This window comes from Xanthomonas sp. NCPPB 1062, assembly GCF_041481705.2.
Classification (GTDB): Bacteria; Pseudomonadota; Gammaproteobacteria; order Xanthomonadales; family Xanthomonadaceae; genus Xanthomonas; species Xanthomonas euvesicatoria.
Genome location: NZ_CM192987.1, coordinates 1495156 through 1518094, shown reverse-complemented (window position 1 = coordinate 1518094; position 22939 = coordinate 1495156). Strand labels below are relative to the sequence as shown.

Genomic DNA, 22939 nt, shown 5'->3' with positions numbered 1-22939 from the left:
GCCTCTGTGCGCCGTCCACGCCTGTCCGGCGGCTGCTCGCGAGGGAGTGGCACCTGCCGGTAAGCGCGCGTCGCGCGAAGGCACCGCCGCACGCGGTTCCCATTCTCAGGATCTGCACACCGGCTTGGCCAGAGTTGCCGCATGCGCAACGGCAACGATGAGACATCTCACACACGCGGCGATCTGGTGGTGCTCGGGCCGGAGGGCCTGTATTGCCCGCAAGGCGATTTCCATATCGACCCGTGGCGGCCGGTGCCGCGCGCGGTGATTACGCATGGTCACGGCGACCACGCCCGCAGCGGCATGGGCGAGTACCACTGCACGCGCGAGAGCCTGTCCATCCTGCAATGGCGTCTGGGCGAACAGGTCTATCACACGCATGCGGACGGTGAAGCGTTTCAGTTGGGGCGTGCGCGCGTGTCGCTGCATCCGGCCGGACACGTGCTGGGATCGGCGCAGGTGCGCATCGAAGTGGATGGCGAGGTCTGGGTCGCCTCCGGCGACTACAAGCGCCAACCCGACCCCACCTGCAAGCCGTTCGAAGTGGTGCCATGCGACACCTTCATCACCGAGGCGACCTTCGGCCTGCCGGTGTACCGCTGGCCCGACACCTCCCAGGTTGCGGCCGACATTTCTGCCTGGCGCCGCGAATGCGCCGAACGCGGCGAAGCGGCCATCCTGTACTGCTATGCGCTGGGCAAGGCGCAGCGCGTATTGGCCGAATTGCGCGCGTGGGAGACGCAGCCGGCATTGCTGCATGGCGCGGTCGCGGTGGGTGTGGAGGTCTATCGCCAGGCGGGCATCCCGATGCTGGATACCCAGCCGGTCAGCGAGCATGCGCGCGGCGCCGACTATGCCGGGCAATTGGTCATCGCGCCGCCATCGGCGGCCGGCAGCGCCTGGATCCGCCGTTTTCGCAGCGCACAGCAAGGTTTTGCCTCGGGCTGGATGCGCATCCGCGGCAATCGCCGCAGGCGCAATTACGATCGGGGCTTTGTGGTCTCCGACCATGCCGACTGGCCCGACCTGCTGCGCACCATCGAAGAAACCGGCGCACAGCGCGTCATTGCCACCCATGGCAATACCGATGCATTGATCCAACACTTGCGGGAACGCGGCGTCGCAGCAGAAGCCTTCCGCACCGATTTCGGAGCCGAGGAATGAACCCGCTGCCCGCACGTCGTTATGTTCGCGCGCGTCCGCGCATTCGCTTGAGCGGTGCGCTCGCGTTCCGCCGTCATGCCTTGGCGTTTTGCGTGCATCGCAACGCGCCAGCGGCCACCATCGGCCCACCGCGACCGCTGCGGCGCCCACGCGTGCTTGCCGCGTTTACCCGACGCGCACTGGAGCTGCGTGCTGCCGACAGGCGCGCAGCGACACAGGCGCTGCCGTGAAGCGTTTCGCGGCGTTGTACCGCACCCTGGACCGCAGCACCGGCACGCTCGACAAGCGCGCTGCGCTGGTTGCGTATTTCCGCGATGCGCCCGCGCTGGACGCGGCATGGGCGCTGTATCTGCTGGCCGGTGGCAAGGTGGCCAGCGCGCGCATGCGCATTGCCAGCAGCGGCGAACTGCGTGAATGGATCACCGACACCGCCGGCGTTGCCGATTGGCTGGTCGCCGACAGCTACGACCATGTCGGCGATCTGGCCGAAACCCTGGCCTTGCTGCTGGACGACCCGGTCACCGAGGCGGCCGATCTGCCGTTGGCAGAATGGATCGAACAGCGGCTGCTGCCGATCGCCAACCAGGACGTGGAAGTCCGCAAGGCCTGCATCGTGCAGGCGTGGCGCAGCCTGGCCTTCGACGAGCGGCTGGTGTTCAACAAGCTGCTGACCGGCGCATTGCGGGTTGGGGTGTCGCAACGGCTCGTGCAGCAGGCGCTGGCCGAATTGTCGGGCGTGGATATCGCGCGCATTGCGCAGCGCATGCTCGGCAGTTGGCGGCCGCATCCAACCTATCTTGCAGACCTGTTGACCAGCGAAGAACTGCCCGGCGACCGCCAGCAGCCCTATCCGTTCTTTTTGGCATCGCCGCTGGAAGCGGAGGTCGACACGCTGGGCCCCATCGACGACTGGCTGCTGGAATGGAAATGGGACGGCATCCGCCTGCAGCTGATTCGCCGCGCCGGCGAAGCGGCGCTGTGGTCGCGCGGCGAAGAGCGTCTGGATGGACGTTTCCCCGAAATCGAACACGCCGCACTGCAATTGCCGGACGGCACCGTCATCGATGGCGAGCTGCTGGCCTGGCAACCCGAACAGCCCCTGCCAATGCCGTTTACTGCGTTGCAGACGCGCATCCAGCGGCTCAAGCCCGGGCCCAAGACCTTGGCCGCCGCACCTGCGCGCGTGGTGGCCTACGACCTGCTGGAACTGGCGGGCGAAGACCTGCGCGAGCGCCCGTTGCAGGAGCGGCGCGCACTGCTGGAAGGCGTGCTCGCCACGCTGGCAGATCCGCGCATCGTTGCCTCGCCGCTGGTGCAGGTCAGCGATTGGCAGGCCGCAGCGCAGGTGCGCGTGGAAGCGCGCGAACGCGGCGTGGAAGGGCTGATGCTCAAGCGCGCCAGTTCGGTGTATCAATCCGGTCGCCGTCGCGGCGATTGGTGGAAATGGAAGATCGACCCACTGACCATCGACGCGGTGCTGCTGTACGCGCAGGCCGGCCACGGCAGACGCAGCACGCTCTACACCGACTACACCTTCGGGCTATGGCACGAGGGCCAACTGGTGCCGATCGCCAAGGCCTATTCGGGCCTGGACGACAAGGAAATTCTTCAACTGGATCGCTGGATCCGTGCCAACACCACCGAGCGCTTCGGCCCGGTGCGCGCGGTCACCGCGCATCACGTGTTCGAGCTTGGGTTTGAAGCGGTGAACCGCAGCGCGCGGCATAAGTCCGGCATCGCGGTGCGCTTCCCGCGCATCCTGCGCTGGCGTCACGACAAGCCGATGGCCGAAGCCGATCATCTGAGCACCCTGCAGGCACTGGCGCGGTGAGCGTCACGCAGCACACGTATGGCACGCCACTGCAACAGTGGCGTGCCTGGTTCGCGCAGCGCGGCTGGGCGCCACTGCCGTTCCAACGCGATGTGTGGAAGCGCTATCTCGACGGCGAATCGGGCCTGCTGCATACGCCCACCGGCAGCGGCAAGACGCTGGCGGCATTTGGCGGTCCGTTACTGGAGGCATTGGCCACGCGTGGGCGCAAATCCCCGCGCAAACCGGGCAAACCCACCTCCCCTGCGCGCCGCCAGCCGCAACGCAATCTGCAAGTGTTGTGGATCACGCCGCTGCGCGCACTGGCCGCCGACACCGCACGCGCGCTGCGCGAGCCGGTGGACGCATTGGGGCTGGATTGGCAGGTGGGCCTGCGTACCGGCGATGCCAGCGCGCGCGACAAGCGGCTGGCACGCAGCGGCAAGCTCGACGTGCTGGTCACCACGCCCGAATCGCTGGCATTGCTATTGTCGTATCCGGATACCGCGCCGCAGCTGTCGGCATTGCGCTGTGTGATCGTCGACGAATGGCACGAGCTGCTGGGCAACAAGCGCGGCGTGTTGCTGCAGTTGTGTCTTGCGCGCTTGCGCGGATGGACGCCGCACCTGCGCATCTGGGGGCTGTCGGCGACGCTTGGGAACTTATCGCAGGCACGCGATGTGCTGTTGCCGCATCGCCCCGAGGCGGCGCTGGTCTCCGGCGTCAAACCGCGCACGATGACGCTTGAAACCTTGCTGCCGGACAGTGGCGAGCGCTTTCCCTGGGCAGGCCACCTTGGTCTGGCGCAACTGGCGCGCGTGCTGCAAAAGATCATGCAACAGCGCACCAGCCTGGTGTTTACCAATACGCGCGCGCAGGCCGAGTTGTGGCATCAGGCCTTGAGCGCGGTGTGGCCGGAGGAGTTGGCCACGCTGGCGCTGCATCACGGCTCGCTGGATCCATCGCTACGCGCGGCCGCCGAACGCGGGCTGGCCGACGGCAGCCTGCGCTGCGTGGTGGCCACCTCCAGCCTGGATCTGGGCGTCGACTTCCCGGCCGTGGATCAGGTGCTGCAGGTCGGCAGCCCGAAAGGCATCGCGCGCCTGCTGCAACGCGCCGGGCGCGCACGCCATCGCCCCGGCGAATCCGGGCACGTGGTGTGCGTGCCTTCGCATGCGCTGGAATTGGTCGAATACGCCGCGGCACGTCGCGCGCTGGTGCATGGACATATCGAAGCGCGTCCACCGCCACGGTTGTCGCTGGACGTACTGGCGCAGCACTGCGTCACCCTCGCCCTCGGCGGCGGCTTCCACGCCGATGCGTTGTTCGAGGAAGTGCGCGGTACCGATGCCTTCGCCGCGCTGGAGAAAACCACCTGGAACGCGGTGCTGGATTTCATCGTGCAAGGCGGCAGCGCGCTGGCGCATTATCCGGACTTCCACAAGGTGGTACGCGACGACGAGGGTCTGTACCGCGTGATCGACCGACGCGTCGCGCTGCGGCACCGGCTGTCCATCGGCACGATCACCAGCGACGGCAGCGTGCGCGTGCAGTTCCTGCGCGGCGGGCGGCTGGGCGCGGTGGAAGAACAATTCATCGGCCGCCTGCGCCGCGGCGACCGCTTCCAGTTCGCCGGCCGCCTGCTGGAACTGGTGCGCCTGGAAGACATGACCGCCTACGTGCGCGTGGCCAAGGGCGGCAGTGGCGTGGTGCCGAAATGGATGGGCGGGCGCATGCCGTTGTCGTCGGCGCTGGGCCGCGAGGTGGAAGCGGTGTTCGCCGACCCTGGCGATGCGCCGGAGATGCAGGCCCTGGCGCCGTTGCTGCACCTGCAAGGCTCGCTTTCTTCGCTGCCGGGGCCGGACCATCTGCTGGTGGAAAGCGTCAAGGCGCGCGACGGCCGCCACGTCTTCGTCTACCCGTTCGCCGGCAGGCAAGTCAACGAAGGCCTAGCCGCGTTGCTCGCGGCACGCTGGGGCCGGCGCCAACGCAATACCTTCAGCTTCGCTGCCAATGACTATGGATTTGTGCTGTCGCCGGCGCAGGATGTCGACATCGATGCCGATGTACTGCAAGCCCTGCTCTCGCCGGTGGGCCTGTTCGACGATCTGCGCGACAGCCTCAATCTGGGCGAGTTGGCGCGCCGGCAATTTCGCGAGATCGCGCGCGTGGCGGGATTGTTGTCGCCCTCGTTGCCTGGGCGTGCGCCGCGCAGCCTGCGTCAGCTGCAGGCCTCCAGCGGCTTGCTGTACGACGTGTTGCAGCGCTTCGACCCCGATCATTTGCTGCTTGCGCAAGCCGAACGCGAAGTGTTCGAAGGCCAGCTCGAACTGGCGCGGCTTGCACATGCGCTGGAAGACTGCGCGCGCCGCGCGTTGCGCCTGTGCAAACCGCGCAGCCTCACACCATTATCGTTTCCGCTGTGGGCAGAACGCGTGCGTGGGCAACTGAGTACCGAAGACTGGAAGGCCCGCGTCTTGCGCGCTGCCCAACAACTGGAGCGCAAGCATGGGCGATAGCGTGCAGCTGCAGCTGGCCGGCGAAACCGTGGAATTGCTCGGCGAACGCGCGTTGTATCGGCCGGCACAACGTGCGCTGTTGATCGCCGATCTGCATCTGGGCAAGGCCGATGTGTTCCGACGTGCCGGCATCGGCTTGCCGGCCGGCGGCACCGCGCACGATCTGGAGCGGCTGGATGCGTTGCTCGATCAACGCGATGTCCAGGCGCTATGGATTTTGGGCGACCTCTTGCACGGCCCTGCCCCACGCGCGGCCTGGCACCGACGCTGGAGCGCATGGCGCGAACGGCATTGCGCGTTACGCGTGATCGCCATTCGCGGCAATCACGACCGCGCCCTGGCCGGTGCGGAGCTGCACATCGAAGCGGCCGGCGAACAGGTCGAAGATGGCCCGTTCGTGCTGCGCCACGACCCGTTGCCGCATCCCAGCGGCCACGTGCTGTGCGGGCATCTGCATCCATTGGTCAAGCTACCGGGGCTGTCACGGCGCTGGCCGGCGTTCTGGTTGCGCGAGCGCGTCACCATCCTGCCGGCGTTCTCGCAGTTCACCGCAGGCATCGTGCCGACGCTGGCCGAAGGCGAGCGCCTGGTTGCCTGCGTGGAAGGCGATGCGCTGGCACTGCCGATGCGTAGCCAATGACGCACGCACCGGCCGATGCTACGACTGCGCAGCTGCTTCGGCGTTAGCGTCGGCCAGCCGCGCGACTGGTCGCGCCAAAGCCTCGACGAATTCCGGCGCCAGCGCCAGCTTGCCGAACCAACCATGCTGGGTGCCGCTGAGCACGCGCAGCATGTGCCCGCGCCCGCCCGGCACGCGCCCCATCGGGCGTAGCAGCAGGTCGCGGCCATGTGCCCACAGATCGCGTTCGGACTGGAACAGCGGCGTCAGCCAGCGGCTCCAGCGGTGATAGATCGCCACGTGCGCTTGGCGTTCGCGCTGGTAGCGCTGCAAGGCAGCGTCCAGATCGGCGCCGGCGCGCAAGGCATCGCGCATCGCCAACGCATCCAGCAGCGCCATGTTCACGCCCTGCCCCAACTGCGGGCTCATCGCATGCGCGGCATCGCCTGCAAGCACGAAACGGCCGCGATGCCAGCGCGACACCACCGCATCGCGATAGCTCGCGCGCGCCAGAGCTCCATGCACCTGCACCGTAGCAAGCCGCGCATGCGCCTCTGGCCACATCTGCGCCACCTCATCGCGCCAGGCGGCAATGCCGCGCTGTTCCCACGCAACGAAATCGCTGCATGGCAGGCTCCAGAAAAAACTCAGCCGCGGCGTGTCGTCGCCCGGGCGCGTGCCCACCGGCAACAGACCGATCATCTTGCGTGCGCCGATATAGCGCTGGCGCAATTCGTCTACAAACGGCCAGTCTTCGCGCGGCAGCAGGCACCACAGCGCCCCCCATGGATACACCCGATCCAGCTGCGTTCCCTGTGCCTGCGCACGCAACGTGGAAGCCGAGCCATCGGCGGCGATAATCAGATCGAAGGGGCCATGCCACTGCCCACGTTGATCCTGCACGCGCACGCCCGCGTGATCGATCGCGGTGATCTGCGTATCCACATGCAGTTGCGCGTGCTGCGGCCAGGCCTCGCGCAGCAGCGTAAACAACGCGCCGCGCTGCATGCCCACACCCATCAGGCGCGTATCCAGATCGCGGTACTGCATGTCCATCACCGCGCGCCCGCACGGCGTGTCGCCATACAAGCGGCGCACCGGCGCGCCATGCGCGAGCGCCTGCGGCAGCAAGCCCATGTTCCAGAGCACCTGCAACCCGCTGGGTTGCAGCAGAAAACCGGCGCCCACCGGCCCGGGTGCAGCTGCGCGCTCGAATACCTCCAGCTGATGCCCATCGGCGCCCAGCAGCACGGCCAATGCCTGCCCTGCGGTTCCGTAGCCCACCACTGCAATACGTAATGCTCGTTGCATCGTCCCTGCTCTGTTTGGCTATTGCTGCCCGCGCACAACCGGCGCAAAAAAAACCCCGCCGTGGCGGGGTTTTTCAACCGCACAATCGAGTCAGATTACTCGACCGGCGTGATGTTCGAAGCCTGGGCACCCTTGGGGCCCTGGGTCACGTCATAACTGACGCGCTGGCCTTCCTGCAGGCTGCGGAAGCCCTTGGAATTGATCGCGGAGAAGTGCGCGAAGACATCGGCGCTGCCGTCCTCCGGTGAGATGAAGCCAAATCCCTTGGCGTCGTTGAACCACTTGACGGTACCGTTCGGCATGGTGATGCGAGACCTTTGCAATAATTAATGGGTGGTGTACGGCGGTGCGTACGCGCCGAGTATGCAAAGCTTATGCCCCGATGACAATCACCCGCGTGCAAGTTCGCCAATCAGCTCGGGCAGCCCGGACGACGCCGCATCGACGTTGGCCAAGACTTCGGCCATGGTGATTTCCAGCGCGTCGCCACAGCCGGCCGCCCAGTTGGCCACGATCGCCAAACACGCATATTCCAGGCCTTTTTCGCGCGCCAGGCCCGCTTCGGGCATGCCGGTCATGCCCACCAGATCGCAGCCGTCGCGACGCATGCGGGCGATCTCTGCAACCGTTTCCAGTCGTGGCCCCTGCGTTGCGCCATAGCAGCCGCCGGCCACCAGCGTGACGCCGGTCACTTTGGCTGCCGCAATGACCTTGCTGCGAAACATCGGCGAATACGGATGGCCGAAATCCACATGCTGTACCTCGCTGCCGGGCTCTTCGCAGAAGGTGGACACGCGGCCCCAGGTGTAATCGATCAACTGATCCGGGCACGCCAACACGCGCGGGCCAAACTGTTCGGTGATACCCCCCACGGTGTTGAGCGCCAGCACGCGCGAGGCGCCGATTTGCTGCAATGCAGCGATGTTTGCGCGGTAATTGACCTTGTGCGGCGGCAGCGAATGGCCTTCGCCATGGCGTGCCAGGAAGGCGACGCGGTGGCCGAGCAGCATGCCGACGCGGATCGGCCCGGACGGCGCGCCGTAAGGCGTTTGGATGTCGTGCGACTGCACATCGTCCAGCTGCGCGAGCTTGTAGACACCAGTGCCGCCGATGACGGCCAATGCGATGGAATTTGCGGACACAACCGACCTCTGCAGCGAAAGACATGATGGGGCGCGCAGGCGTGCGCGCCGGGCTGCCCGCAACGATGCGGGCATGGATTTGCAGCGTTACTGCTTCATCGCATAGATGGCAGGAATGCCGCGCAACTGCTCGTTGACGTCCATGCCGAAGCCGAATACGTAACGGTCGGGCACTTCCACGCCCACGTAGTCGGCAGTCACGCCCGGCACGCACCGGTCGTGCCGCTTGACGGTCAACACCGCCACGCGCACGTCAGTGGCGCCCTGCTCCAGGCACCACTGGCGCACGCCCTGCAGCGTGTAACCCTCGTCGAGAATGTCGTCGACCAGGATCACGCGGCGGCCGAACAATGCGGTGGCCGGGCGGTGCTTCCACACCAGTTCGCCGCCGGTGGTTTCGCCGCGGTAACGGGTGGCATGCAGGTAATCGAACTGCAGGTCCTGGCCACGTGCGCCCAGCTCCAGCGCCAGCTGGCCGGAGAACGGCAGCGCACCGTGCATGATGGTGAGATACACCGGCACTTCGCCGGCATAGTCGCGAGCGATCGCATCGGCGATGGTGGCAACGGCGGCATCGATGGCCGGACGGTCGACCAGCAGATCGGCTTGGGCCAGGGCCTGGGAAATGGTGAGCGTGGACATCAGGCAGTTGTTCCGAAATGGGCAGAAGGAGGAGTGGTAAATGAGGCGTCGGTGCCGGCAAGCAGGCCATCCCAGCCTAGTGCGCCGCGGCCGATCAGGCCGATCAATGCAGCGGTATTGAGCCTGCGGCCCTGCACGGCCTGCAGCGATTCGGCGACCAGCTCCGGATGGCACACCAGCACCACGTCGCAGCCGGCATCCAGATGCGCATGCACCCGGCCCGCCACCCCGCCGGCACTGAACGAGGCAGCCATGCCGATGTCATCGGAAAAGACCACGCCGCGGAAGCCCATCTGGCCGCGCAGGATCTGCTCGATCCAGCGCTGCGAATAGCCGGCCGGCTCCGGCGCGACCTGCGGGTAGACCACGTGCGCCATCATCACGGCGTCGGCGCCGGCCTCGATCCCCGCCACGAACGGCACCAGGTCTTCGGCCTGCAGCACCTCCAGCGGCCGTGGGTCGCTGGCGTGATCGACGTGGGTGTCTTCCAGCACCGTGCCGTGGCCGGGAAAATGCTTGAGCGTGGCAGCCATGCCGGCGCCATGCAGCGCCTGTACATAGGCGCGCGTGAAGGTCGCCACGATCTGCGGGTCGTCGCTGAAGGCGCGATCGCCGATGGCGCGGTTGCCGCGCCCCAGGTCCACCACCGGGGCAAAGCTCAGGTCCACGCCGCTGGCGCGGACCTCGCTGGCCATCAACTGCGCATGCGCGCGCGCGGCGGCCAGTGCAGACTCCGGGTCTTGCGCGTACTGCGCACCGAAGCTTTGCAGCGGCGCCAGCGCGCTGAATCCTTCGCGAAACCGCTGCACGCGCCCACCTTCCTGGTCCACGCAGACCAGCACCGGGCGTGGCGCGGCGGCGCGAATGGCAGCCGACAGCTCGGCCACCTGGGTGCGCGAGGCGAAGTTGCGCTTGAACAGCACCACGCCGGCAACCGCATCGTGCTGCAGCCAATCGCGTTCCTGCGCGCTGAGTTCGGTACCGGCAACGCCGATCAGAAGCATGTTGGGGACTCCCGGGCCAGGCGCCACGGTGGCGCAGCGCGGCATTGTCGCAGATGCGCGTGGCAGCGTCAGATCGCGCATTCAGGTGCGTGCCCTGCGGGCGCGGCGGGCAGGCTTACAGCACCTCGAGGTGGGCGCGCCAATGCGCGGCCTGGGCCTGCACCTGTGCCAGCACTTCGGGGGCCATACCGTCGAGCTGGCGGTACGGCAGCGCCAGGCGTTCGTTGGCGCCCAACAGCAGGCGCTGGCGCTGCAGAAAGTCCCAGTACAACGCGTTGTACGGGCAGGCGTTCGGCCCGACCCGCAACTTGCGCTGATACCGGCAACCACCGCAGTAATCGCTCATGCGATCGATATAGGCCGCACCGCTGATATACGGCTTGCTGCCGAGCAGGCCGCCATCGGCGAACTGGCTCATGCCCACCGTATTGGGCAGCTCCACCCACTCGAAGGCGTCGATATACACGCCCAGGTACCAGCGATGCAGCGCCTGCGGGTCCAGCCCCGCCAGCAGCGCAAAATTACCGATCACCATCAGCCGCTGGATGTGATGCGCATGCGCATTGGCCAACGAATTGCCGATCGCATCTGCCAGGCAGCGCATGCCGATCTGCCCGTCCCAGAACCAGTGTGGCAGCGCTGCATGCTGATCGAGATGATTCGAGTCCGCATAGCCGGGCATCTGCGACCAATACACACCGCGCACGTACTCGCGCCAGCCCAGAATCTGCCGGATGAAGCCTTCCACCGCCGCCAACGGCGCATGCCCTTGCCGCCATGCCGCTTCGGCGCGCGCGATCACTTCGCGCGGGTGCAGCATCTTGACGTTGAGCGCGAACGAAAGCAGCGAATGGAACAGGCGCGGGCTACGCGTGCTCATCGCATCTTCGTAGCGGCCGAAATTGGGCAATGCATGCGCGATGAAAGCGTCCAGATGCTGCAAGGCTTCGTCGCGATCCAGCGGCCATGGCAGGGCGTGCGCATTCGGTGCGCCAAAACTGCGCACCCCGGCGGCTTCGATCGTGCGCCACAGCGCGCTGTGGTCGTGGGTCGTGCGCCAATCCTGTGGGGCAGGCGGGTCGCCCGGCCACGGCGCACGGTTGTCGTGATCGAAGTTCCAGCGCCCGCCTTCCGGCTCGCCCGCGGCATCGAGCAGGATGCCATGCTGGCGCCGCATGCGCCGATAAAACACTTCCATGCGCCACGGGCTGCCGGCGCGAAAACAGCCGGCGACTTCACTGCGTGCGGTCAAAAAATGTTCGCTGCCGAGCATGCGCGTGGCAAAGGGCTGCGCGGCGCTCCAGTGCTGTAGTGCTTCGTCCAGCCGCCATTCGTCTGGGGCCTGGTACTCCAGATGGCCGGCGCGGTAATGCGCCATCAACGCCTCGAGGTTGTGCGGGATCGACTGCCGGTTGCTGGCATTGTCGATCGTCACATAGCGCACCCGATGCCCGGCACGCCGCAGGCCGGCAGCGAACGCGCGCATGGCCGCGAAGATCGCCAGGACCTTCTGCGCGTGATGCAGCACGTAGTCGGTTTCCTGCCGCACTTCCATCAATACATAGACCACGCCTGCATCGCGCGTCGCGAACCAGCTGTGTTGCGGATCGAGCTGGTCGCCCAGAACCAAACGCAGCGTATGGGCCGGCGTTTGTTGGGTGGTTTGCGCGACAAGTGCGCTGGAATCATGCATCAAAGTGACGCCCGATGATGCGGGGCGCATGGGCGCGTCCGTGCCGACGCGGCGCATGGGCATGCCTTGGACCCGAAAAAAACACTCGAATCACCGGCAACGCATGCACCAACGACTGCCATGACCGCGGTATGGACTTGCATCGCACTGCCCTTTAGTTCTGCGCTGCCTGGCACAGCGTCAGTGGCCAGCGCTGTACAGCACATCGCCGGCAGACACGCGCCGGGCCAACGCCATTGCGCTCTGCCATGCGCCCTCCACCTTGCCGCCGGCCAGCCAGTCGCCGCACATGCCCAAGCCCAGCTGCGCATCCCAGACGCAGCCAAGCTGCAATGCCGGGTCGCTGCTGGCAACCTTCCAAAAAAAAGCATCGCAGGACTGCGGCACTGGCAACCCGAGCGCTGCAAGCTCCGGCACCAGGCTGGCGCTGACGTGCCCAGGCATGGCATCGCACTGCGCCTGGCTCCACTCGGCCGTTGCATGCGCCAGCCAGGTCTCCGCACCCGCACGCGCGGGCTTGCTGGAGTTGCGCGCCACCCAGCGTAACGCGCCGGCATTGACGAACAGCGCATCGTAGCCCGGATCGATGGGCGCATCGAAGTGCGCCATCACCGCCCACGCAGGCTGCATGCGCACCTGCTCGGCAATCGTCGCCAACGCAGGCGCAGCCTGCGCGAGTAACCCAGCCGCACTCGGCGCCGGGACGGCCAGCAACACCGTATCGAACAGATGCTCTGCAGCGGCTTGCGACACCGACAGGCGCCATCCCTGCCGGCTGCGCCGCAGCGCGCGCACCTCGGCACTCAGACGCACATCCAGCTGCGCGGCAAGCGTACGCGCCGGCGCGGTCATCTCGGGCACACCCACATAGCGCATCAGCGCGCTCTGGGATCGGCGCAACTGCGTGCCGTCCCAGCTTGCGATGCGCGCCTGCCAGGGCGCGGCAATACCGGCATCGATCCAGGCATCCACGACCGCTGCAAATGCAGGATCGCGCGCAGTGAAATACTGCGCTCCGTGATCGCATTGCCACTGCTCGGCGCTGTAGTGGCGCATGCGGCCGCCCGGGGTCTGCGCCTGATCGAACACCGTCACTGCATGGCCTTCCATCTGCAGTTGCTGCGCGCAGGCCAACCCCGCCAGCCCGGCGCCGATCACGGCGATCGTCTGTGCGCGGTCGGGCAGTGTCATGCCATCGCGCACGTGCCGGGGCATGCGGCAGGCATGCGGGTCACACCGCGCAGCCGTCAGGCCCGCAGGCATCGGGCCCGCCGACTGGCGTCGATTCGGCCGCCAACTGCAGCAGCGCCTGCGCAAAACTTTCCGGCGGTTGCGCGCCCTGGATCAGCGCACGGCCGTCGATCACGAAACTGGGCACTGCACGGATGCCCAACGCGGCGGCCTGCGCTAGCTGCGCTTGCACCTCGACGGTGCCTTCGTCCGATTCCGGCATCGCCTGCACACGCGCCGCCGTAAGGCCACCGGCCTCACCGGCACGCACCAGCGTGTCGGACGCGCCCACGTTTTGGCCTTCGGCAAAATGCGCATGGAACAGCGCTTCCATGACCGCATCCACATCGCCCTCGTGGCTGGCCAGCCAGATCAAACGATGCGCACGCAGGGTGCTGACCTGCACCTGCCCACGGCCGAAATCCAGCGGCAAGCCTTCCGCCTGCGCGGTGGTCTGGGTCTGCGCCAGGATCTGTTCGACGCGTGCCGTACCGCCGAACTTCGACGCCAGGGCCGCGCGCAATGGCGTGGGCTCCAGGCCGGCATCCGGATCAAGCTGGAACGCGTGGTAATGAATGTCCAAGGCCGGCGCCTGCGCGCCAAGTGCCGCAAGGGCGGCCTGGAAACGGCGTTTGCCGATCCAGCACCAGGGGCACACTACGTCGGACCAGATGTCGATGCGCATGAGCTGGGATTCGTTTGTGGGATTGGGATTGGCAGAGCATAGACGGGATTCTGCAATCGCAAAGCGTTTGCCAATGCCGAACCGGGAAGCGATGATCAAGCAAGGCGGCCTGGCGCCGCGCACTCATCTGTTCTACGCATCAGCGATCCACCTCACGCATCAGGCCTCCAAGGCACCGGGCTGCGTGTCCGCCTTTGCGAGTCCAGATCCCGCATCACAAATCCTCTTTCCACTGCTTGAATGGATGCGAGGCCAGGGCCAGGTTGTAATAGCGCACGTCGTCGGTGACTTCGGCCCCAATCCATTCCGGCGTGGCGAATGCTTCGTCGGAGCGTTCGAGTTCGATCTCGGCCACGATCAGGCCGGCGTTGTCGCCGATGAATTCGTCCACTTCCCACACATGTCCCTGGTAGGCGACCAAATGCCGGCGTTTGTCGATCAGGCCGCCTATGCACAGCGCCAGCAATGCGCGTGCATCAGCCAGTGGAATCGGATATTCAAACTCCTGCCGCGTATGCCCTACCTCGCGCGATTTCAGATTGAGAAATGCGCTTTCGCCCTGAATCCGCACCCGTACCGAGGCATTTTGCGTGCCACTGCGCAGCGCCGCCTGGTCGTTGATATAGCCCTGCGCCATCGGAATCACCGCATGCGCGGCGTCGCGCCAGCCATCGCCGGTAACCAGGAATTTGCGTTCTATCTCTACAGGCATGGGAATCGGGAATCGAGAGTCGGGAATGGCAAAAGCATAAGCCGTTCGCCGTTACGATTCCCGATTGCCTCCTCCCGATTCACCGCCTCTCAAACACCGCGATGCTTTCCACGTGCGCGGTGTGCGGGAACATGTCCATCGCGCCTGCCGAAACCAGCGTGAAGCCCTGCTCGTTGACCAGATAGCCGGCGTCGCGCGCCAGCGAGCCCGGGTGGCAGCTCACATAGACGATGCGATCGAACGTTTTCAACGGCAGCTGCTGCAGCACTTCCAGGGCGCCGGAGCGCGGCGGGTCCAGCAGCAGCTTGTCAAAGCCCTGGCGCATCCAGGGTGCGCTGCGCTGATCCTGGGTCAGGTCGGCGGCGTGGAACTGCGCATTGTCCAGGCCATTGCGCTGGGCGTTCTCTTTGGCCCGTGCCACAAGTCCGGCGTCGCCTTCCACCCCCACCACCTCACGCACCACGCGCGCCAGCGGCAGGGTGAAGTTGCCCAGGCCGCAGAACAGGTCCAGCACGCGGTCGTCGGGCTTGGCCTCCAGCAGCGCAACCGCATGGGCGATCATCTTCTGATTGAGCGACGCGTTGACTTGAATGAAATCCAGCGGCCGGAACGCCAGTTCCACCTCCCACTGCGGCAAGCGGAACGATAGCGGCACGTCCTGCGGCCACAGCGGATGCACGCTGTCCACCCCGCCGGGCTGCAGGAAAATCGCAAAGCCGTGCTCCTGGGCAAAGGCGACCCAGGCCTGGCGATCGCGCTCGCTAAGCGGCTGCATATGCCGAATGGTCAAGGCCACCGCATCGTCGCCGGCGATGAATTCGATCTGCGGAATGTCGCGCTTGCCGTCCATGCCTTCGATCAGCGCGGCAAGCAAGGGGATCTTCTCGCCGATCTGCGGAATCACCGTGTAGCAGATCGACAGATCGGCCACGAACCGCGGGTCCAGCTCACGAAAGCCGACCAAGGTCTTGTCCTTCTTCTCGACGCGACGCACCGAGAACCTGCCCTTGCGCCGATACCCCCAGTTGTCGCCGGTCAGCGCGGGCAGCACGGCTTGCGGAGTGACGTGACCGATACGTTCCAGGTTGTCCATCAGCACGCGCTGTTTGGCCACGATCTGCTGCGACTCCTCCAGATGCTGCAACACGCAGCCCGCGCAGACGCCAAAGTGCGGGCAGCGCGGGGTGACCCGCTGCGGCGAGGCCTCCAGCACCTCCACGGTCTTGGCCTCATCGAAATGCCGGCTACGGGCGGTGGGTTCGGCGCGCACCAACTCGCCCGGCAAGGCGCCGCTGATGAAGGTGACCTTGCCGCCCTCGCCGTCGCGGCGGGCGACCCCGCGGCCGTCATGGCTCAGGTCGGTGACCGCGGTCTGGAAGGGGGTACGGTCGAGACGGTTTCTGGTTCTGGCCACGTGGCGACAAGCTGCGGGCAAAAAGGGTGCGTATTGTCGCAGATGCGACCGACGGAGGCCGCGCCGGTCAGCGCAACAATTGTCGCGCCCCGCAAACACAGGCAAACTTCCGCTGCGCGCGACAAATCAGGACGCGGCATCGCTGACAAGGAGGCAGCATGAACATGGCCACACGCCAGGAACCCCACCCACGCCTACTGCTGGTGGAAGACGACCCGATCAGCCGCGGGTTCTTGCAGGCTGTGCTTGAAAGTCTTCCGGCCACGGTCGACTGTGCCGATTCCCTTTCTTCCGCACTCGACCGCGCGCGCGAACGTCGCCACGACCTCTGGCTGATCGACGTCAACCTCCCCGATGGCACCGGTAGCGGGCTACTGCGTGCATTGCGCCTGCTGCACCCGGACGTGCCGGCACTGGCGCACACCGCCGACGCGACCATGTCGATGCAGCACAGCCTGCAGTCCGACGGGTTCCTGGAAATGCTGGTCAAACCACTGACCTCCGAGCGCCTGCTGCAGGCGGTGCGGCGCGGCCTGGCACGCGGTCGCTATAGCGTGGCCCCGGTGGGCGTGCTGGACATCGCCGCCAGCGACTGGGACGAGACCGCTGCGCTGAGCGCGCTCAACGGCCAGCAGCATCATCTCAATGCCCTGCGCGAGCTGTTCCTGGCCGAGCTGCCGGGCACCCGGGATGCGGTGGATTCGGCCTTGCAGATCAGCGACGAACAGGCACTGCGCAGCCATCTTCATCGGTTGCAGGCCAGCTGTGGCTTCGTCGGCGCGGCGCGGCTTGCCGGCGCAGTGCGCCTGCTGCGCGGCGACCCGCACTCGCGGACCGCACGCACCCAATTCCACGCGGCGGTGGCTGCATTGCTGCATTGAGCGAATCGAGCGCAGCACCTCCTTGCCAGGCGAGGTGTGCCGGACGCCGGTGCCGGTGCGCTTCCGGCTCGCCGCCGAGGTCGATGCATCGTCGTCCTGCCGATCAAGCTGCGTATGGCAGGAAGCACCGGCTCCAGTTGCTGGCGTTTGACTGCCTGGATGATCTACAGCTCGACGCAGGGCATATGCAGTTGCTGCTCGCCCGGTCCATGTCGGTGACGCGAGTAGCGCTCGTGGTCGAGGGCAGGCGAAGGGCTTTCTAAACCGACGGGCACGGGTGCTGCCTGCCGGTTTTCCGAGCGCCCGCTTCGCTCAATTCGCTGCTGGCTCGTGGGATCGCCGGTCGCTGCTGGACTTTTGTCCAGCGCTATCACGCATGGGCCTCCAGCACTCCGCGCCATCAACGACGGCGCGCCAGGTCCTCGAGCATTTCCCAGGATTTCAGGCCACGCCCGCCCAGATGGTGCAGCAGTACCCCGCGCATGCTGCGCCGCAGGCCTGGCATGTCGTCGGCATCCGGCATGACGTCTTCGCCCAGCGCCAGCAGCGCCGCACCGGTGACGGTTTCGCGGCGGTCCTGGGCTAGCCGTTCGCTCAACACGCGCAAGGCGCCCTCCTGCGGATCCAGCCGATACCGCGCCGCCGGGTCGATCGGCTGCCCGTCGCTGTCATGCTGCAGATCGAAGGCGAACCCCAGCCCGTCCAGCACGTCGCGCTCGAACCGGCGCAGCCCCCACGCCAACGGCAGATCGGACGCCAGGTAGGTGCGTGCCTGCGCATAACAGGTATAAAGTTCAGGCACCGGATCGTTACGCGGGGCCAGGCGCAGCAGCAATTCGCTGATATAGAAACCGGCCAGCATGGTGTCGCCGACCAGGCGCGGCGCGGTGTCCAGCGCTTCGGCCTGGCGCAGCTGGGCCAGCTCGCCGCGCTGCACGGCACTGAACTGGATGAGCTGCAAGGGCTGCAAGGCCGCGCGCAGCGCCTGCTTGCGCGGCCCCTGCACACCGCGCGCCAGCAGTCCCACCCGCCCGTGCTGCTCGGTCAGCACTTCCACCAGCAGGCTGGTCTCGCGCCAGGCCCGTACATGCAAGACGAACCCGCGCTCGTGCTCGATCAGCATGGGGGGAAGAGCCGGGACCGGGGACACGGGACCCGGGACCCGGGAAAAGCACCGGATCGGCCATCGGAGGGCCGCGCGGGGTAGCGACGGGGGGCCGAGCCAATGCCGTCAGCGCAGCACGCGAATCTGAAAAATGCGAAAAGCCGCCTCCCCCGCAGTATGCAGACCACCTGCCTGATCCAGCTCTTCCCGGGACCCTGGTCCCGGGTCCCGGGTCCCGGCCTTCCCGGCCTCATTCGTAGCCGAACGCCTTCAGCGCAGCCTCGTCGTCCGACCAGCCTTCGCGCACGCGCACCCAGGTTTCCAGGAACACCTTGGCACCGAACAGGCGCTCCATCTGCAGGCGCGCCTTGCCGCCGATTTCTTTCAAACGGGTGCCGCCCTTGCCGATCACGATGGCCTTCTGGCCTTCGCGCTCGACCCAGATCACCGCACCGATGCGCAGCAGCGCGCCATCTTCGGCGAAGCGCTCGATCTCGACAGTGGTGGCGTACGGCAGCTCTTCGCCGAGCTGACGCATCAGCTGTTCCCGCACCAGTTCGCCAGCCAAAAAGCGCTGGCTGCGGTCGGTGATCTCGTCTTCGCCAAACATCGCCTCGGCTTCGGGCACCAGCTTGAGCAGGTCGCCGACCAACGCGTCCAGGCCCTTGCGCTTGAGCGCGGACACCGGATGCACGGCGGCGAAGGTGCGCCCCTCGCTGACCTGGGCCAGGAACGGGAACAGCGCGGTCTTGTCCTTGAGCCGGTCGACCTTGTTGACCACCAGCACCACCGGCACGCCGGCGTCGCTGAGCACGCGGAACGCCAGCGTGTCTTCCTCGTCCCAGCGGCCGGCTTCGATCACCAGGACCGCCGCGTCCACGCCCTCGAGCGAGCCGCGCGCAGCGCGATTCATCACCCGGTTCATTGCGCGCTTCTGCTCGCGGTGCAGGCCCGGGGTGTCGACCAGCACCAGCTGCCCTTCCGGGAAGGTGGCAATGCCCAGCAACCGATGACGCGTGGTCTGCGGCCGGTTGGAGACGATGCTGACCTTCGCGCCGACCAGGGCGTTGGTCAGGGTGGACTTGCCGACATTGGGCCGGCCGATCACCGCAACGCTACCGCTGCGGTGGGGGGAAGAGGTTTCGCTCACGTGTTTGAATCCAGTTGTGCGATGACAAGAGTCGCCGCCTGTTGCTCTGCGAGGCGACGCGAAGTGCCCTGGCCCTCGGCGCGGGCGACGGGCTGCTCCAGAATGCAGGCGACGTGGAACTGCTTGGCATGCTCGTCGCCGCTCTCGCTGATCAGCGCGTAGGTGGGCAGCGGCAGTTGCCGTGCCTGCAGCCATTCCTGCAGCCGGGTCTTGGGATCCTTTTCTGCCTTGCCCACCGGCAATGCCGCCAGCGACGCTTCGAACCACGGCAGCACCACTGCACGGCAACGCTCGAAACCGCAGTCCAGATAGATGGCTGCGACGATCGCCTCGACCGCATCGGCCAGGATCGAATCGCGCCGGTGACCTCCGGACTTCAGCTCGCCTGGCCCCAGCGTGAGGCGCTCGCCGAGGTTTAACGTGCGTCCGATCACTGCCAGCGCACCTTCGCGCACGAGCTCGGCACGTGCACGGGTCAATGCGCCTTCGTCGGCCTTGGGCCACCGTTGATAGAGCGCCTCGGCGATCAGCAGGTTGACGATGCCGTCGCCGAGAAATTCCAGTCGCTCGTTATGCGGCGTCCCGGCGCTGCGGTGCCGCAGCGCCTGGGCGAGCAGAGCCGGATCGGCGAATGCGTGCCCGATCAGATCACCGCGTTGGAAGGTTCTATTCGACACCGCGCTTCGTCAGATCCTGTGCCGTATCGAACTTGCCGACCACATCCAGATTGCCAACCAGCTCGCGGCGGACTTCGTAATTGACCTTCATGCGCCAGCCACCTTCGATCCGCTCGAACTTGACGTTCTCGCGCTTCACGCTTTCGGACGCATTGATATCGAGCCGCTTGAAGAACATGTCCTGCAATTTGGAAGGATCCATGTCTGCACTGCCAGCCTCGTTGGCAAGGCCCTTCATCGACGTACGCACTGCGTAATATTCCTGATACATCGGGAACAGCTTCATCCCGATGTACAAACCGAACCCCACTACCGCCAGCACCACCACGAACGACGTCAACGTCATACCGCTTTGCTTGCGCTTCATTGTGCTTCCCCTGGCACGCCGTGCGTGCATTTACTGGATTCCAGTCCCGATCCGCGATGGATCGAAACTCCCCTTGCAGAACCACCCTTCGCAATTGAGCCAGATCAGGAACGCCTTGCCGCGCAGATTGGCTTCCGGCAGAAAGTGCGTCTGGGTCCAGAACCGGCTGTCCTCGCTGTTGTCGCGATTATCCCCCATCACGAAATAGCTGTCCGCCGGCACGGTCCAGTCGCCCTGCCCGGCCGGCATGTTGCGGTCCAGCCATTCCAGCACGGTGTGCGTGCGGCCCGGCAGGTCCTCGACCAGCAGCGTGGTGCCGGTCATCTCGGCGCCCTTGCCCTTGCCGATGTACTCGCCCTTGACCGTGTAATGCATCGGCTTGTCGTTGATGTACAGCGTATCGCCGTGGAAGCCGATCTTGTCGCCCGGCAGGCCAACCACGCGCTTGATCCAGTTCTGGTCCGGCGCGTGCGGCGGCTTGAACACCACCACGTCGCCGCGCTTGGGCTCGCCGGTGGGAATGAACTTGGTATTGGTGATCGGCAGACGGAAGCCGTAGGCGAACTTGTTGACCAGGATGAAATCGCCGATCAGCAGGTTGGGCATCATCGAACTGGACGGAATCTTGTACGGCTCGGCCACGAAGCTGCGCAGGATCAGCACCACCGCCAGCACCGGGAAAAAGGCGCGCGAGTAATCGATGATCGCCGGCTCGCTGTCCAGCAACCCGGCACGCGCCGCACGGCGCTTGGCCAGAAACAGCTTGTCCAGCAGCCAGATGAAGCCGCTGCCCAGCGTCAGGACAACCAGGATGATTTCAAACCATTTCATTGATGTTCCTTCGGAACGGGATTCGAGATTTGAGATTGGGGATTAGTAAGAGCAAGAGGATGGGCAAGCCGTTGCCAATCCCGAATGACGAATCCCGAATCCCTGCTACTTGTCCATCTGCAGGACGGCCAGGAAGGCTTCCTGTGGAATCTCCACGCGGCCGACCTGCTTCATGCGTTTCTTGCCTTCCTTCTGCTTCTCCAGCAGCTTTTTCTTGCGCGAAACGTCGCCACCATAGCACTTGGCCAGCACGTTCTTGCGCATCGCCTTGACCGTGGAGCGCGAGATGATCTGCGAGCCGATCGCGGCCTGGATCGCCACGTCGAACATCTGCCGGGGGATCAGGTCTTTCATCTTTTCGCACAGCTCGCGGCCGCGACGATCGGCGTGGCTGCGGTGCACGATCAACGACAACGCGTCGACCTTGTCGCCGTTGATCAGCACGTCCACGCGCACGAACGGGCCGGCATCGAACCGCACGAAGTGGTAATCCAGCGAGGCATAGCCACGGCTGACCGACTTGAGCTTGTCGAAGAAGTCCAGCACCACTTCGGCCATCGGCAGCTCATAGCTGATCTGTACCTGGCTGCCCAGGTAGTTGATGCCGATCTGGGTGCCGCGCTTTTCCTCGCACAACTTGATGATGTTGCCGATGTACTCCTCGGGCGTGAGGACGTTGGCGCGAATGATGGGCTCGCGGATTTCCTGCACCAGGTTCAACTGCGGCAACTTGGCCGGGTTGTCCATGTTGATGACCGTGCCATCGGTCTTGAGCACCTCATACACCACGGTGGGGGCGGTGCTGATCAGGTCCAGGTTGTACTCGCGCTCCAGGCGCTCCTGCACGATTTCCATGTGCAGCATGCCCAAAAAGCCGCAGCGGAAGCCGAAGCCCATCGCTTCGGAGCTTTCCGGCTCGAAGCGCAGCGCGGCATCGTTCAAGCGCAGCTTGTCCAACGCTTCGCGCAGATCCGGGTAATCCTCGGCATCGACCGGAAACAGGCCGGCGAACACGCGCGGCTGCATTTCCTGAAAACCGGGCAAGGCGTGCGGCGCCGGGTCGGCCGCCAGGGTCAGGGTGTCGCCGACCGGGGCGCCGTGCACGTCCTTGATGGACGCGTTGATCCAGCCCACTTCACCGGCGCCCAGCGCAGGCAGTTCCTTACGCTTGGGGGTGAACACGCCAACCTTGTCGACCAGATGGGTGCGCCCGGTAGACATCACCAGGATCTTGCTGCCGGGCTTGATTTCGCCCTGCATCACGCGCACCAGCGAGACCACGCCCAGGTAGTTGTCGAACCAGGAATCGATGATCAACGCCTGCAGCTTGTCGGTCTCCCGCGGCTTCGGCGGCGGGATGCGATGCACGATCGCTTCCAGCACCAGATCGATGTTCAGACCGGTCTTGGCGCTGACAGCGACCGCGTCTTCGGCATCGATGCCGATCACCGCTTCGATCTCGGCCTTGGCGCGGTCGACATCGGCGGTGGGCAGGTCGATCTTGTTGAGCACCGGCACCACTTCCAGCCCCTGCTCCACCGCGGTGTAGCAGTTGGCCACCGACTGCGCTTCCACGCCCTGCGCGGCATCCACCACCAGCAGCGCACCTTCGCATGCAGCCAGCGAGCGGCTGACTTCGTAGGAGAAGTCGACGTGCCCGGGGGTGTCGATGAAATTCAGGTGGTAGGTCTGCCCGTCCTTTGCCGTGTACGGCAGGGACACCGACTGCGCCTTGATGGTGATGCCGCGTTCGCGCTCGATCGGGTTGGAGTCGAGCACCTGGGCTTCCATCTCGCGCGCCTGCAGGCCGCCGCACAGCTGGATGATGCGGTCGGCCAGGGTGGATTTGCCGTGGTCGACGTGGGCAATGATGGAGAAGTTGCGGATATTCCGCATTGAATCAGAGGACATTGAGGTGGGCGCCGGCGCAGCCGTCGTCAGGGTAACGCAGCATTATCGCACGGCCGACCCCTCTGGGGCCGG

General features: G+C 65.9%; 22 protein-coding genes. 6 read left to right on the top strand and 16 right to left on the bottom strand.

From position 1 onward, the window contains the following. The first annotated feature begins 141 nt into the window (after positions 1–141). The 5 genes from ACCQ16_RS06605 to pdeM are packed head-to-tail and all read left to right on the top strand — an operon-like array spanning position 142 to position 6133. Positions 142–1164 (top strand): ligase-associated DNA damage response exonuclease, encoded by a 1023-nt coding sequence (locus ACCQ16_RS06605; RefSeq protein WP_014089699.1) that lies wholly within the window; start codon positions 142–144, stop codon positions 1162–1164. Then, positions 1161–1394 carry a hypothetical protein gene (locus ACCQ16_RS06600; protein ID WP_029818981.1) on the top strand — a complete coding sequence of 78 codons (234 nt, stop codon included), beginning with the start codon at positions 1161–1163 and terminating at the stop codon, positions 1392–1394. The genes ACCQ16_RS06605 and ACCQ16_RS06600 overlap by 4 nt, the downstream gene beginning before the upstream one ends. Further along, positions 1391–2995, top strand: coding sequence for an ATP-dependent DNA ligase (locus tag ACCQ16_RS06595; protein WP_277572863.1), 1605 nt, complete (start codon positions 1391–1393; stop codon positions 2993–2995). Before ACCQ16_RS06600 ends, ACCQ16_RS06595 begins: the two co-directional genes overlap by 4 nt. Then, positions 2992–5493: a ligase-associated DNA damage response DEXH box helicase gene (locus tag ACCQ16_RS06590; RefSeq protein WP_277572862.1), complete on the top strand. Its 2502-nt coding sequence runs from the start codon at positions 2992–2994 to the stop codon at positions 5491–5493. The genes ACCQ16_RS06595 and ACCQ16_RS06590 overlap by 4 nt, the downstream gene beginning before the upstream one ends. After that, positions 5483–6133, top strand: coding sequence for a ligase-associated DNA damage response endonuclease PdeM (gene pdeM, locus ACCQ16_RS06585; protein WP_011346831.1), 651 nt, complete (start codon positions 5483–5485; stop codon positions 6131–6133). The genes ACCQ16_RS06590 and pdeM overlap by 11 nt, the downstream gene beginning before the upstream one ends. 18 nt (positions 6134–6151) lie before the next feature. Here pdeM and ACCQ16_RS06580 read toward each other — a convergent pair whose 3' ends face one another. From ACCQ16_RS06580 to rlmD, 10 genes are all read right to left on the bottom strand, one after another. Then, complete coding sequence (locus ACCQ16_RS06580; RefSeq protein ID WP_071117336.1) at positions 6152–7423, bottom strand: FAD-dependent oxidoreductase; 1272 nt, start codon at positions 7421–7423, stop codon at positions 6152–6154. A 95-nt stretch (positions 7424–7518) separates the two neighbouring features. Further along, positions 7519–7725, bottom strand: a complete 207-nt coding sequence (gene cspE, locus ACCQ16_RS06575; RefSeq protein ID WP_003488188.1) for a transcription antiterminator/RNA stability regulator CspE — start codon at positions 7723–7725, stop codon at positions 7519–7521. Positions 7726–7812: 87 nt separating this feature from the next. Then, on the bottom strand, positions 7813–8565 hold the full coding sequence (locus tag ACCQ16_RS06570) for an S-methyl-5'-thioinosine phosphorylase (RefSeq protein WP_029818976.1): 753 nt from the start codon (positions 8563–8565) through the stop codon (positions 7813–7815). 87 nt (positions 8566–8652) lie between these two features. Then, positions 8653–9207 carry a hypoxanthine-guanine phosphoribosyltransferase gene (locus ACCQ16_RS06565; protein ID WP_003488192.1) on the bottom strand — a complete coding sequence of 185 codons (555 nt, stop codon included), beginning with the start codon at positions 9205–9207 and terminating at the stop codon, positions 8653–8655. Next, positions 9207–10211 carry a beta-N-acetylhexosaminidase gene (nagZ, locus tag ACCQ16_RS06560; protein ID WP_029818974.1) on the bottom strand — a complete coding sequence of 335 codons (1005 nt, stop codon included), beginning with the start codon at positions 10209–10211 and terminating at the stop codon, positions 9207–9209. Before nagZ ends, ACCQ16_RS06565 begins: the two co-directional genes overlap by 1 nt. 115 nt (positions 10212–10326) lie before the next feature. Continuing rightward, positions 10327–11967, bottom strand: coding sequence for a cryptochrome/photolyase family protein (locus ACCQ16_RS06555; protein ID WP_277572861.1), 1641 nt, complete (start codon positions 11965–11967; stop codon positions 10327–10329). A gap of 117 nt (positions 11968–12084) precedes the next feature. Continuing rightward, on the bottom strand, positions 12085–13119 hold the full coding sequence (locus ACCQ16_RS06550) for an NAD(P)/FAD-dependent oxidoreductase (protein WP_277572860.1): 1035 nt from the start codon (positions 13117–13119) through the stop codon (positions 12085–12087). A gap of 16 nt (positions 13120–13135) precedes the next feature. Next, positions 13136–13819, bottom strand: a complete 684-nt coding sequence (locus tag ACCQ16_RS06545; RefSeq protein ID WP_372380240.1) for a DsbA family oxidoreductase — start codon at positions 13817–13819, stop codon at positions 13136–13138. A 214-nt stretch (positions 13820–14033) separates the two neighbouring features. Continuing rightward, entirely contained in the window at positions 14034–14531 is a 498-nt protein-coding gene (locus ACCQ16_RS06540; protein ID WP_122273141.1) for a CYTH domain-containing protein, read from the bottom strand. 79 nt (positions 14532–14610) lie between these two features. Next, on the bottom strand, positions 14611–15945 hold the full coding sequence (gene rlmD, locus ACCQ16_RS06535) for a 23S rRNA (uracil(1939)-C(5))-methyltransferase RlmD (RefSeq protein WP_008574275.1): 1335 nt from the start codon (positions 15943–15945) through the stop codon (positions 14611–14613). A gap of 158 nt (positions 15946–16103) precedes the next feature. On the opposite strand from rlmD, the gene ACCQ16_RS06530 reads away from it, so the two are divergent. Further along, a complete protein-coding gene (locus tag ACCQ16_RS06530; RefSeq protein ID WP_008574276.1) occupies positions 16104–16826 on the top strand; it encodes an Hpt domain-containing response regulator in 723 nt (240 codons plus the stop codon). 400 nt (positions 16827–17226) lie between these two features. On the opposite strand, the gene recO is transcribed toward ACCQ16_RS06530, so the two are convergent. The 6 genes from recO to lepA form a co-directional block, all read right to left on the bottom strand. Beyond that, a complete protein-coding gene (gene recO, locus ACCQ16_RS06525; protein ID WP_277572859.1) occupies positions 17227–17949 on the bottom strand; it encodes a DNA repair protein RecO in 723 nt (240 codons plus the stop codon). Positions 17950–18181: 232 nt separating this feature from the next. After that, complete coding sequence (gene era / locus ACCQ16_RS06520) at positions 18182–19081, bottom strand: GTPase Era (RefSeq protein ID WP_014089686.1); 900 nt, start codon at positions 19079–19081, stop codon at positions 18182–18184. Next, positions 19078–19758: a ribonuclease III gene (gene rnc / locus ACCQ16_RS06515; RefSeq protein WP_277572858.1), complete on the bottom strand. Its 681-nt coding sequence runs from the start codon at positions 19756–19758 to the stop codon at positions 19078–19080. The genes era and rnc overlap by 4 nt, the downstream gene beginning before the upstream one ends. Then, positions 19748–20155 carry a DUF4845 domain-containing protein gene (locus ACCQ16_RS06510; protein WP_014089684.1) on the bottom strand — a complete coding sequence of 136 codons (408 nt, stop codon included), beginning with the start codon at positions 20153–20155 and terminating at the stop codon, positions 19748–19750. The genes rnc and ACCQ16_RS06510 overlap by 11 nt, the downstream gene beginning before the upstream one ends. Then, on the bottom strand, positions 20156–20956 hold the full coding sequence (gene lepB / locus ACCQ16_RS06505) for a signal peptidase I (RefSeq protein WP_007970507.1): 801 nt from the start codon (positions 20954–20956) through the stop codon (positions 20156–20158). It abuts the gene before it with no gap. Positions 20957–21061: 105 nt separating this feature from the next. Then, entirely contained in the window at positions 21062–22852 is a 1791-nt protein-coding gene (lepA, locus tag ACCQ16_RS06500; RefSeq protein WP_008576898.1) for a translation elongation factor 4, read from the bottom strand. Positions 22853–22939 lie beyond the last annotated feature (87 nt).